Annotated in this window: 8 protein-coding genes; 2 read left to right on the forward strand and 6 right to left on the reverse strand. The window is 69.4% G+C overall.

All coding sequences use genetic code 11. From position 1 onward, the window contains the following. The 6 genes from N864_RS13270 to N864_RS13295 form a co-directional block, all read right to left on the reverse strand. Positions 1 to 1,453 (reverse strand): aldehyde dehydrogenase family protein (locus tag N864_RS13270; protein WP_205620943.1); only part of this gene is annotated, 1,453 nt, incomplete at its 3' end. Further along, the gene (locus tag N864_RS26330; protein ID WP_051518551.1) at positions 1,446 to 2,333 is read right to left on the reverse strand and encodes an ATP-binding cassette domain-containing protein; all 888 of its coding nucleotides are present in this window, start codon (positions 2,331 to 2,333) and stop codon (positions 1,446 to 1,448) included. The genes N864_RS26330 and N864_RS13270, both read right to left, overlap by 8 nt. Continuing rightward, complete coding sequence (locus tag N864_RS26335; protein WP_034717515.1) at positions 2,330 to 3,313, reverse strand: ABC transporter ATP-binding protein; 984 nt, start codon at positions 3,311 to 3,313, stop codon at positions 2,330 to 2,332. Before N864_RS26335 ends, N864_RS26330 begins: the two co-directional genes overlap by 4 nt. Then, a complete protein-coding gene (locus N864_RS13285) occupies positions 3,310 to 4,191 on the reverse strand; it encodes an ABC transporter permease (RefSeq protein ID WP_081793806.1) in 882 nt (293 codons plus the stop codon). The genes N864_RS26335 and N864_RS13285 overlap by 4 nt, the downstream gene beginning before the upstream one ends. Next, positions 4,188 to 5,138, reverse strand: coding sequence for an ABC transporter permease (locus N864_RS13290; protein WP_034717516.1), 951 nt, complete (start codon positions 5,136 to 5,138; stop codon positions 4,188 to 4,190). The genes N864_RS13285 and N864_RS13290 overlap by 4 nt, the downstream gene beginning before the upstream one ends. A 35-nt stretch (positions 5,139 to 5,173) precedes the next feature. Further along, entirely contained in the window at positions 5,174 to 6,703 is a 1,530-nt protein-coding gene (locus N864_RS13295; RefSeq protein WP_034717517.1) for an ABC transporter substrate-binding protein, read from the reverse strand. A gap of 195 nt (positions 6,704 to 6,898) precedes the next feature. Between N864_RS13295 and N864_RS13300 the strand changes: the two genes are divergently transcribed. Together N864_RS13300 and N864_RS13305 are read left to right on the forward strand one after the other, a co-directional pair. Beyond that, positions 6,899 to 8,326 carry an amidase gene (locus tag N864_RS13300; protein ID WP_051518552.1) on the forward strand — a complete coding sequence of 476 codons (1,428 nt, stop codon included), beginning with the start codon at positions 6,899 to 6,901 and terminating at the stop codon, positions 8,324 to 8,326. Positions 8,327 to 8,570: 244 nt separating this feature from the next. Beyond that, on the forward strand, positions 8,571 to 13,046 hold the full coding sequence (locus tag N864_RS13305) for an ExeM/NucH family extracellular endonuclease (protein WP_051518553.1): 4,476 nt from the start codon (positions 8,571 to 8,573) through the stop codon (positions 13,044 to 13,046). Positions 13,047 to 13,087: the final 41 nt, after the last annotated feature.

The raw sequence follows: 13,087 nt of genomic DNA on the forward strand, positions 1-13,087 counted from the left end.
GCCGGATGATCGCCATGCGGGTCACGGTCAGCTCCTCGATCGCGAACCGGGGTCCCTCCCGACCGACGCCGGAGTCCTTGACCCCGCCATACGGCATGACGTCCGAGCGGAACCCGGGCACCTCGTTCACGACGACACCTCCGGTCTCGATCCGGTCGATCGCCGTGAACGTGTTCTGGAGAGACGTGGTGAAGACACTCGCGTGCAGGCCGTAGCGCGACGCGTTCACGAGGTCGATGGCCGTGTCGAAGGACTCCACCGACCGGACGGCGACGACCGGGCCGAAGATCTCCTCGTCCCAGGCGTCCGCACCGCGCGGCACGTCGAGGAGCACTGTGGGCTCGACGATTCCGCCCTGCACGCCGCCACCGTGGACGACCGTCGCACCAGCGTCGACCGCGGTTCGCACCCAGTCGGCGACTCGCGCCGTCGACCGCTCGTCGATGAGGGCCGACACCCTGGTCGCCTCATCACGCGGGTCGCCGACCTTGACCTCGGCGATCCGGGCACCGAGACGCCCGAGGAACTCCTCTCGGACCGGCTCGACGACGATCAGGCGCTGCACGGAGATGCATGCCTGTCCGGACGCGTAGTAGCCGCCCCGGATGACCGCGTCCGCCGCCCGGTCGAGGTCGGCGTCCTCCGCCACGACGAGGGCGGAGTTGGAGCCGAGCTCGAGCAACACCTTCGTCGGTGCCGCATCCTTGGCGATCTGGTGCCCGACCGCCGCCGACCCGGTGAAGGAGACGGCACCGATGCGTCGGTCGGTCGTCAGCGCGACGCCGACGTCCACGCCCCCGGTGACGAGCTGGACCGCAGCCCGGGGGCCCCCCGCCGCAGCGAGCGCCTCACGGACGACGTGGACGAGCCACAGCGTGGCGAGGGGGGTCTGCGGGGCCGGCTTGACGATGATGGGACAGCCGGCGGCGAGCGCGGGGGCCAGCTTGTGGGCGGCCAGCAGGAGCGGGTAGTTGAACCCGGCGATCCCGACGACCACGCCGATCGGACGCCGGGTCCAGAAGCCGACGAGGCCCTCGCCGCTGGGGAGCAGGTCGAGCGGCACCGTCTCCCCGTGCAGCCGCGCCACCTCCTCCGCGGCGGTGGTGAGGGTGAGCAGGCTGCGGTCCAGCTCGACCCGGCAGTCGACGCGCGGTTTGCCCGTCTCGAGGACGAGCAGGTCCTCGAGCTCCGCTCGGTGCGCCGAGAGCTCCTCGTGCGCGGCGAAGAGCGCCGCCCGCCGCACGTGTGAGGGCAGCCGGCCGACCGAGTGGCGCACCTCGAGGGCGGCTTCCACCGCTTGGCGAGCGAGGTCGGCGTCACCGACGGGTGCGTGGGCCACGAGGGTGCCGTCGTAGGGGAAGCGCACTGCTGCGTGTGCTGCGGTGGGCACCCACTCCTGACCGACGGGCAGCCCGGCGGGGTGCTGAGGGCGATACAGCGCTGACTCAGGCATGGGCAGTCCCCTTGTCCTCGACATCCTTCGGCTTCGCCCGGTCCGCGCCGAGCAGATCGGTCGTGCTGGCACCGGCCAACGCCTTGTGCATCGACGGCACGGACCGCAGCAGCCGCTCGGTGTAGGGGTGCTGCGGGTGGTCGTAGACCTGTCGCGTGGGGCCGGTCTCGACGATCTGGCCCGCGCTCATGACGGCCAGCCGGTCACAGACGTGCCGCACGACGGACAGGTCATGCGAGACGAAGACGAGGGTCAGGCCCAGCTCGGTGACGAGGTCGTCGAGCAGGTTGAGCACCTGGGCCCTGACCGACACGTCGAGCGCGCTCACCGGCTCGTCAGCGAGCAGGATCGTCGGGCGCGGCGCGAGCGCCCGGGCGATCGAGATGCGCTGTCGCTGGCCGCCGGAGAACTGGTGGGGATAGCGGTTGGCGGCCTCGGCCGGCAGCCCTACGGCGTCGAGCAGCTCCGCCACTCGGTCTCGGCGGTTCTTGACTCCCTGCGCGACAAGCGGTTCCGCGATGATGTCGCGGACGCGCATCCTCGGGTCGAGCGAGCCCATCGGGTCCTGGAAGACGACTTGGAGGCGCTGGCGCAGGAAGCCGAGGCGGCGCTCCGGCAGAGCGGTGACGTCGCGGCCCTCGATGAGGACCCGGCCCTTCGTCGGCCGGTCGAGTCCCGCGATGATGCGCATGAGCGTCGACTTGCCGCACCCGGACTCGCCCACGATGCCGAAGCGCTCCCCGGGCGCCACCTCGAGGCTGACCCCCCGGAGTGCCTGCACCGTGGGGCCGGGCTGGCGGATCGAGCGACGCGGCCGTCGGAAGTCGCGGTGCACGTCGTCGACGCGGATCGCCGGTGTCGGCTCGGTGTCGGTGCTCACGACCCCACCTGTGCCGTCTCGTGCGCGGGATGGAAGCAGGCGTAACCCTGCTCGGGGCTCGGCCCCGTCCAGGGCGGCAGGGTCTCGCACTCCCGGGTCGCGTGGGTGCACCGGTTCCGGAAGACGCACCCGGCCGGGAACCGGCCGGCGGGCGGCACGGAGCCGGGGATGGTCCGCAGGCGCGTGTGCTCCTGTGCCTGCTCGAGGTCCGACGCCTCGAGCAGCCCCTGCGTGTAGCGGTGGCGCGGGCGACGGAAGACCTCCTCGACGGGTCCGGCCTCGACGATGCGGCCGCCATACATGACGAGGACCCGCTCACAGACGGTGGCGACGACGGACAGGTCGTGCGTGATGAACAGCAGCGCCGAGTCCCGGGCGGTGACGCCGCGCACGACGAGGTCGAGCACGAGCGCCTGCACTGTCACGTCCAGCGCGGTGGTGGGCTCGTCGCAGACGAGCAGCTCGGGGTCGTTGGCCAGCGCGATGGCCAGCACGACGCGCTGCCGTTGGCCCCCCGAGAGCTGGTGCGGATAGGCGCGCGCGGCCTCGGCCGGAGCGGGCAGGGCGACCTGGTCGAGCAGCTCCACGGCGGCCCGACGTGCCTCCCCCCTGCTGCACCGTCGGTGCAGCAGGATCGCCTCGGCCACCTGGTCACCGACCCGCGACGTGGGGTTCAGCGCCGTCATCGGCTCCTGGAACACCATGGCGACCTCGCGACCCCTGATGTGGGAGAGCCGACGCTCGTCGAGCTCGAGCAGGTTGCCGTCCACGCCGGCGAGAGCGACCGTGCCCCGCGCATGCACGTCCTCCGGCAGCAGACCGAGCACCGCCAGGCCGGTGAGTGACTTGCCGGACCCGGACTCACCGATGAGGCCGACCCTCTCGCCGCGGTCGATGCTGAACGTCACGTCGTGCAGCAGGCCGCGGCGACCGACCGACACGTCCAGCCCTTCGACCTGCAGCACCCGCTGGCCACTCATCGCCGGTCCTCCAGCTTCGGGTCGTAGCGGTCCCGCAGCCCGTCCCCGAGCAGGTTGAACCCGAGGACTGCGACGGCGATGGCGACTCCGGGGAAGACCGCGAGGCGGGGCGCCGTGAAGAGCATCTCCTGGCTCTCCTGCAGCATCCGGCCCCACGACGGGACCGGTGGGGGGGTCCCGTAGCCGAGGAAGGACAGGGCCGCCTCGGCCAGGATGGCGATGGCGAAGGCGACGGACGCCTGCACGATCACGAGGCTGCTGACGTTGGGCAGCACGTGCCGCCACCCGATCGCCACTGGGCGCCGCCCGGCCGCCCTGGCAGCGAGGACGTATTCCGTGCTGAGCACCTGCAGCGAGCCGCTGCGCACGACTCGGACGAAGCTCGGGATCGAGGCGATGCCGATGGCGATCATCGCGACGAGGGTGCTGCCGCCGTAGACGGCGCTGAACATGATGGCGAGCAGGAGGGCGGGGAAGGCGAGGAGCAGGTCGAGCAGCCGCATCAGGGGCTCGGCGAACCATCGCGGCGCCATCGCGGCGACGATCCCGAGCGGCACGGCGATGACTCCGGCGACGCCGACGGCGACGATCCCGACGAACAGCGTCGTGCGAGCGCCGACGAGGATCTGGCTGAAGACGTCGCGGCCGAACTTGTCTGTGCCGAACAGGTGGCGCGCCGACATGGTCTGCAGCCGGCTCGACGCGTCGACGAGCGTCGGGTCGTAGGGGGTCCACACGAACGAGACGAGCGCGGCGGCGACGACGAGCCCGACGAGCACCGCACCGACAAGGAGGCTCGCACCCGCGCGCCGACGAGGGAGGCCGCCGACCGGCAGTGGCTCCCCGGCTGCGCCGATGCCCGGGTCGATCCGGCTCATCGCGAGCTCACCTGCAGGCGGGGGTCGATGACGAGGTAGAGCAGGTCGACGACGAAGTTGACCACGAGCACGGCGAGCACCAGCACCATGACGACGTCCTGGACGACGATGAGGTCGCGGTTCGAAACGGCGTCGAGGAGCAGGCTGCCGAGCCCGGGGATGACGAAGACCCGCTCGACGACGACGGCGCCGATGAGCAGCGTCGCGAGCTGCAGCCCGAGCACGGTGATGACGGGGATCGACGCGTTGCGCATGCCGTGTCGCCGCAGCGCCTGCGTGGGCGTGAGCCCCTTCGCTCGGGCGGTGCGGATGTAGTCCTCGCGCATGACGTCGAGGATCGCGCTGCGGACATATCTGGTCAGCACCGCCGCCTGGACGATGCCCAGCGACAACGCGGGCAGGGTCAGCTGCTTGACGAACATGACCGGGTCCTGGTCGGGCGGCGTCCAGCCGTTGGCCGGCAGCCAGCCGAGGCCGATCGCGAAGACGGTGATGAGCAGGATGCCGGCCAGGAAGGCGGGCACCGCGACCCCCACCTGGGACAGAGCCGAGAGCAGCACCCCGCTCGGACGACGATGCCGCATCGCCATGACCGTCCCCAGCGGGACGGCGACGACGAGGGCGATGACCATGGCGGTGACGACGAGCCAGAGGGTCACCATGAGCCGGTCGGCGATCTGCGGCCCGATCGGCGCGTGCGAGATGTAGGACGTCCCGAGGTCGAAACGAGCGAGGCCACCGATCCAGGACAGGTACTGCGCCGCAAGGGGCCGATCCAGGCCGAACTCGCGGCGCAGCTGCCCGACCGCCTCGTCGGAGGCGTTGACTCCGAGGGCCACCCGGGCAGGGTCGCCGGGCAGGACGGCCATGAACGCGAAGACGAGGACCGTGCTGGCGACGAGGCTCGCCAGCAGGATCCCCGTCCTCCGCAGGATCCGCAGCAGCATCGTGTCGGTAGGTCCGCGTCAGGGCGACGACCGGATCAGGACCGGCCGAGCTGGCTGAGGTCGAAGGACTCGGAGATGGCGTTCTTGGGCAGTCCGGTGATCCCCTTGTCGGCGACGATGAGGTTGGGCAGCAGGAAGAGGAAGTCGGCGGCAGCGTCCTCGGAGAGGGTCTTGGCGGCAGCCTTCATGTAGGTGATCTGCTCCTGCGGCGTGCCCGTGTCGGCCTTCGCGAGGTCCTGCTGCACCTGCTTGTTGTCGTAGCGCGTGTAGTACTGCGGGTTGCCGAACACCGCCCCGAGGTCACGCGGCTCGACGTGCGCGACGATCGACATGTCGTAGTCGGCGTTCTTGAAGACCGTCGTCAGCCACGCAGCCGGGAACTCGAGCTGGTCGAGGGCGACCTTGAAGCCAGCCTGCTCGAGATCGCTCTTGACCACCTGACCGCAGGAGACGGCATACGGCAGCGTCGGAATCCTCAGGCGCAGCGTCGTGTTGGCGACGCCGGTCTCCTGGACCAGCTGCTTGGCCTTGGCGAGGTCGTAGGGGTAGAGCCCCGTGAGGTCCTCATACCAGGGGTCGGTCGGCGGCACCATGCTGCCGATGAGCGTGCCGTAGCCGGCCCAGCACGTGTCCATCAGCGCCTTGTGGTTGATCGCGTAGCGCACCGCCTGGCGCACCTTGAGGTTGTTCATCGGCGCCTTGACGTTGTTGAACGACAGGACCACCTCACCGTTGGTGGTGCCCTCGATGACCTGGTACTTCGAGTTGCCCTCGAACTGCTTGAGCGACTCGGGCGCCTGCACCGTGCCGATGACGTTGATCGTGCCGGTCAGCAGCGCGTTGTTCAGCGCCGTCGCGTCCTTGAAGTACTTGAGCACGACCTCGCCGAAGTGCGGCTTCGGGCCCCAGTAGTTCGGGTTCGCCTTGAGGCTGATCGAGTCACCCCGGTTCCACGTGCCGAACTCGTACGGGCCGGTGCCAACCGGCTTGGTCGCGAGGTCGGCGATGCCGTCCGGCGCCATCATCGCGCCGATGCGCGTCGTCATCTTGTAGAGCCAGCTGTTGCTCGGCTGCTTGAGGGTGACCTGCAGCTGGGTGTCGGAGACCGCCTTCGCGTCCGCGACGACGTCCATCGCGGACTTCAGCGAGGTCGTCCAGTCCTTCTTGACCCGGTCGATCGAGAAGACCGCGTCCTTGGCCGTGAACGGCTGGCCGTTGGTGAACTTCGCCTTGTCGGTCAGGTCGAAGGTGTAGGTCTTGCGGTCGCTGGAGACCTTCCACGACGTCGCGAGCGCCGGCTTGATGTCGCCGTTCTGGTCGAGCTTCACCAGGGTCTCGTAGACGTTATAGAGCAGCGCCTGCGGGATGGCGGCCCCGTCGTTCGTCGTGAAGTCGAGGCTGACCGGCTCGGCGACGAGCCCGACGGTCAGCTTGTCGCTGCCCGGGGCGGCGCCCCCACCGCTCGCCGACGGATTGGGGTTGGTGGACGAGCCGGCCGAGCACGCGGCGACGAGCGCCGCCGTCAGGGCGGCCCCGAGGGCCGCCACGAATCGAGTGGACTTCACTGTGCCTCCATCTGTGCGGGACCGGTGGGGTCGGCTCGCGTGGTGCAGCAAGTCTGTCAGCACCTCCCGACAGGATGAAGGTATGCCGCTCACTTTGTGATGCTGATGCCGTGGCCTTGGTCACGTGGCGCGCTACCGTGGCGGCCTGGCGTGGCGGCACGTGGCGACACGCCTCATGCAGAGCGAAGGAGCCGGATGGACGAGAGGGCCCACGACCTGGCGGGCTGGGCGGCAACCGAACTCGCGGCTGCCTACCGCTCCGGCCACCTCTCGCCCGTGGAGGTCACCCGGGTGGTCCTTGACGTCATGGCCGAGCGTGAGCCGGTGCTGGGCGCGATGTGGGAGATTTCCACCGAGGCCGCGTGCCAGGCGGCTCGGTGCAGCGAGGACCGGTGGCGCCGGGGCACTCCGTTGGGCCCGATCGACGGCGTGCCCGTCACCGTCAAGGAGAACCTCGCCCGGGAAGGTGTGCCGATGCCTGCCGGGTGTGCGGGGGTCGAGCCGGTGGTGCCGGACCGCAACTCCCCCGTCGTCGAGCGGCTCCTCGAGGCGGGCGGCGTCGTCGTCGGCTCGACGGTCATGCCGGACTGGGGCATGTTGTCGTCCGGTGTGTCGAGCCTGCACGGAGTGACGAGGAGCCCGTGGGACGCGGCCCTGACGACGGGCGGGTCCAGCTCGGGTGCCGGCGCGGCGGCCGCCGCCGGCTACGGCCCGCTGCACGTGGGCACGGACATCGGCGGCTCGATCCGGCTGCCCGGCACGTGGCTCGGCCTGACGACGCTCAAGCCATCGGCGGGACGGGTCCCGCTCGATGCCCCCTACCTCGGGCGGGTGGCCGGCCCGATTGCCCGCTCGGCCGAGGACGCGGCGCTGCTGCTCGGCGTGATCAGTCGTCCCGACCCGCGGGACTGGACCAGCCTGCCGCCCGAGGATCTCGCGTCGCCGCTGGCCGACCTGTCGCTCGACGTGAGCCGCCTCCGGGTCGGCCTGCTCTTGGACGCCGGGGCCGGCCTGCCGCTCGAGGACGAGATCCGGGGTGCGGTCGAGGCCGCCGCGACGATGTTGGCCGACGCCGGTGCCGAGGTCGAGCCGATACAACCGTTCGTCACGGACGAGATGCTCGCCGGCCTCGACGAGTTCTGGCGCGTCCGGTCCCTCGTCGACTTCCTGGCGCTGCCCGAGGCGCGTCAGCAGCAGGTGCTGCCGTTCATCCAGCGCTGGGTGCAGCGTGCCGCCGACGTCGGAGGCACCAGGCTGATGCGGGACTACTCCCGCATCATCGACCTGCAGCGGGCCACGGCATCGGCGACCGAGCCCTACGACCTCGTCGTGTCACCCGTGGCCCCCATGTCGGCGTTCCCCGCCGAGTGGCCGATGCCCTGGGGCCCGGACTCGGACCTCGGGATGGCGCACATCGCCTACACCGCGCCCTACAACATGACGGGTCAGCCCGCCGCAACGACGAACTGCGGCTTCACCGCCGACGGACGGACGATCGGGCTGCAGCTCGCCGGCCGCCGGTTCGACGACGTCGGCGTCCTGCGCGCGGCTGCGTGGTTCGAGGACCACTGCGATCCCGGGCTCCGGCCACGCTGGCCGTTCCTCACGTCCGAAACGCCTTGATTGGCTTGAAGATCCGGATCGGTTGTCAGTTCTGACCGCTGGCGACAGACACTCTTCGGCGGGTTTCGCCGTAGTTCCCACGGGGTTCACCCGTCCGACTCCGCTACGGGTGGCGGATGTCCCCGGGTGGGTCTAGTTTGACGAGCCTCCCCGCCGTGTCGCGACGGGGGCCAGCAAGTGCGACTCACCCTCCTCGGTCGTGCCCCACAGTGCGACCGTGCTTAGCCGAAAGCAGGTCACACCCGTGTCCAAACCCAGATGCCTGACCGCGGGGTCGGGCGTTCTCGCCCTCGTTGGAGGGCTTCTCGTCGGAATACCGACGAGCGCGCACGCGGCGGTCGACCCCGCCGCCCAAGTTGTCATCAACGAGGTCTACGGCGGTGGCGGCAACGGTGGCGCCACCTACGCGAACGACTTCGTCGAACTCATCAACAAGGGCACGACCGCGGTCGACGTGTCCGGCTGGTCGGTCCAGTACGCCGCCTCCGCCGGCACCAACTGGAGCGGCGTCGCGAGCCTCAAGGGATCGATCGCTCCGGGCAAAACCTACCTCGTCTCGCTGGCAAGTGGAGGCTCGACTGCCGCTGCCCTGCCGACTCCCGACGCGACTGGGACGTTCAACATCTCCGCCACCGACGGGAACATCGCGCTCGCCCAAACCCAGACTAAACTGCTCTGCGAAGCCACCGCGTGCGCCAATGACTTCAAGGTCGTCGATCTCGTCGGCTACGGCGCCGGCAAGGCCTTCGCCAAGGAGCCAGCACCTGGCGCGCCGAAGAGCAACAACACGGTGTCGATTGCTCGGGATGCCGTGGCCACCAACACGGGAAACAACAAGTCGGACTTCAGCGTCGGAGCTCCAACGCCGAACAACTCGGGGAATCCCGGCGGCGGTGACACGGGCGGCGGTGACGGCGGCACGCTGACGATCGCGCAGATCCAGGGCGAAGGCTCGGCATCCCCGTACGCCGGCAAGTCCGTGACCACCAGGGGTGTCGTCACGGCTGCCTACCCGACGGGCGGCATCGAGGGCTACGTCATCCAGACTCCCGGTACCGGCGGCGACCTCGATTTCAAGGACCACAAGGCCTCCAACGCCGTCTTCGTCTTCTCCTCCGCCACCGCCAGCCAGGTCAAGATCGGCGACTACGTCGAGGTGACCGGCAAGGTCTCGGAGTACTACGACCTGACCGAGATCGCGGTGGCCTCCAGTGGTCTGAAGAAGCTGACGGACGCCGTCCCCGCGGTCAAGCCCATCACGAACGAGTGGCCGGGCTCAGACGCGCAGCGCGAGTCGATGGAGTCGATGCTCTTCGCCGGCTCCGGCACCTACACGATCTCCAACACCTACTCGACCAACCAGTACGGCGAGGTCGGCCTCGCGCTCGGCGACAAGCCCCTGATGCAGCCGACGGACGTCGCACGCCCCAACAGTGCGCAGGCAGCCGCCGTCGCAGCGGACAACGCCGCCCGGGGAGTCATCCTCGATGACGGCGCAACGACGAACTTCCTGTCGGCCGCGAACAGCGGAAAGACGCCGCCCTACATCTCGCTCGACAAGCCGCTGCGCGTCGGTGAGAAGGTCAGCTTCGTCGACCCGGTCATCGTCGACTACCGCCACGACGCGTGGAAGCTGAACCCGACCGCGGAGGCGACGCCTGCGACCGGCTATCCGGTCACGTGGACGAACGACCGCACCAAGGCGCCCGCACAGCTCGGCGCCGGTCACCTCAAGGTTGCGTCGTTCAACGTCCTGAACTACTTCACGACCCTCGGCTCGACGTTCCCCGGCGGGTGCACGCCGTACACCGACCGGGACGGCAATGGCATCACGACGAGGTCCTGCAGCAACCCGGACGGCCCGCGTGGCGCCTGGGACGCAGCGAGCCTCGCGCGGCAGCAGGCCAAGATCGTCAACGCGATCACCGCTCTGGACGCGGACGTCGTGGGCCTGATGGAGATCGAGAACTCGGCCAAGCTCGGTGAGACGCCGGACGAGGCGGTCTCCACCCTCGTCAAGGCGCTCAATGCCCGGGCCGGCAAGACGGTGTGGGCCTATGTGCCCTCCTCCGCTGACCTACCGCCGGTGGCCGAGCAGGACGTCATCACGAACGCGATCATCTACCAGATCAGGTCGGTGAAGCGGTCGGGCGACTCCCATGCCCTGGGCGACCAGAGCAGTGCCGGTGAGGCGTTCCAGAACGCGCGAGAGCCGATCGCCCAGGCGTTCACTCCCAAGGGTGGTGGCACTCCCTTCGTGATGGTCGTCAACCACTTCAAGTCCAAGGGCTCCGCCGGCCCCTGGCCGGGCGACAAGGACAAGAGCGACGGACAGGGGTCGTCCAACGAGTCCCGTGTGCGACAGGCCACCGCCCTCAACCTCTGGATCCCCACTCTCCAGCGGATGACCGGGGCCACCGACGTCTTCCTCGCCGGTGACTTCAACTCGTACACCCAGGAGGACCCGATGAAGGTCCTCTACGACGCCGGCTGGACCGACGTCAACACCAGCTACGCGACCGGCAAGCAGTCCTACAGCTTCGGGGGCATGAACGGCTCTCTCGACCACGTGCTCGCCAACAGGTCCGCCCTCAAGCGCACCACGGGTAGCGACATCTGGAACATCAACGCACCGGAGTCGATCGCGCTCGAGTACAGCCGGTACAACTACCACGGCACGCTCTTCTACGACCAGTCGCCATACCGGTCGAGCGACCACGACCCCGTCGTTGTCGGCTTCAGGTCGGGTGCGAAGTCCCAGCACGCCGGTTTGGAGCGTCGCGTGCAGATCCTCGGCATCAACGACTTCCACGGGCGCATCCAGGCGAACGGCCAGGAGGCGGGCGCGTCGGTCCTTGCCGGAGCGGTCCAGCAGCTGCGCGCGCAGGAGCCGAACACGGTGTTCGCGGCGGCCGGTGACCTCATCGGTGCCTCCACCTTCGAGTCGTTCATCGCGCACGACAAGCCGACGATCGACGCGCTCAACGCTGCCGGCCTCGACGTGTCGGCGGTCGGCAACCACGAGTTCGACCAGGGCTACAACGACCTCGTGAACCGCGTCATGGCACCCTACGACGCGACGAAGAACCCGTACGGCGGCGCCACGTGGAAGTACATCGGCGCCAACGTCAAGATGAAGGCGTCGAGCAACCCTGCCCTCGACCCCACGTGGGTCAAGGACTTCGGCGGCGTCCAGGTCGGCTTCATCGGCGCGGTCACCGAGCACCTGCCGGAGCTCGTCTCGCCCGCGGGGATCGCCGACATCAAGGTCACCGACCTCCCGACCGCCGTCAACGAGGAGGCGGACAGGCTCAAGGCGGACGGCGTGGACATCATTGTCCTGCTCGTCCACGAGGGCGCCCCCACCAGCTCGTGCGACTCGGTCACGGGGAACAACGACTTCGGCAAGATCGTCAACGGCGTCAATCCGAACGTCGATGCGATCATCTCCGGCCACACGCACCTGACCTACAACTGCGAGGTCCCGGTGCGCGCATGGAAGGACGCTGGTCGCGCGGTCACAGACCGCCCGGTGGTCTCGGCCGGTCAGTACGGCTACAACCTCGACCAGCTCATCTACACCACGGATGAGAAGGGGACGGTGACCGCCGTCGAGTCGAGCACGATCGCCCTGACCACGCAGGTGCTCAACGCGAAGGGCGAGAAGGTCTGGGTCGGCTACTACCCGGCCGTGCAGACCGTCACGGACATCGTCACCAAGGCGGTGGCGCAGGCCGACGTGCTCGGAGCGCAACCGCTCGGACAGATCTCCGGGCCGTTCAACCGGGCCAAGATCAACAGCACCAACAGCGCCGGAGAGCCGGTGCTGGTCGAGAACCGCGGCGGGGAGTCGACCCTCGGCAACCTCGTCGCGGAGGCCCAACGCTGGGCCACCGAGTCCGAGACGGCGGGTGGTGCGCAGATCGCGTTCATGAACCCGGGCGGCCTGCGTGCCGACATGGTCGGGAACGCGGGCGGCTACCCGACCACGTTGACCTACAAGCAGGCAGCCACGGTGCAGCCGTTCGCCAACACGCTGGTCAACATGCGGCTCACGGGTGCGCAGATCAAGACGGTCCTCGAGCAGCAGTGGCAGCCAGCGGGCGCCTCGCGACCGTTCCTGCGCCTCGGCATCTCGAAGGGGTTCACCTACAGCTACGACCCGGCGGCAGCGAAGAACGCGCACGTCACCGGCATGTGGCTGGATGGGAGACCCATCGACCCGTCCACGAGCTACTCGGTCACGGTGAACTCGTTCCTGGCCGCGGGCGGTGACAACTTCTTCGAGCTGGGCAACGGCACGAAAAAGAAGGACACCGGCCAGACCGATCTGCAGGGCATGGTCGACTACATGGCAGCGAACGCCAAGGCGGCGCCGCTGCCGGTCGACTACAGCCAGCGGTCAGTGGGGCTCACCTTCCCGGCCGGCGCTCCGGGCAGCTACCAGCCCGGCGACACCGTCACGTTCGACTTGTCGTCGCTGCGCATGGGTGGCGACGGTGACACCGTCGATGACACCGTCTCCATCAGGATCGGGGACACCGAGATCGGCACGGCCGCGGTCGACAACACGATCGGCAAGGACGCCAACGACGAGTACGGCACCGCCTCCGTCACGGTCCCGCTTCCCGCGGACCTGCCGGCCGGCACGACCACGCTCACGGTGGTTGGCGCCACGACGGGCACGTCGGTGACGCTCCCGGCGATCCTCGTCGGGTAGCCCCAGGCAGACCGATGGCCAGGACCGGCCGGCGTCCCCAG

It is taken from the genome of Intrasporangium chromatireducens Q5-1, from assembly GCF_000576575.1.
Lineage (GTDB): Bacteria > Actinomycetota > Actinomycetes > Actinomycetales > Dermatophilaceae > Intrasporangium_A > Intrasporangium_A chromatireducens.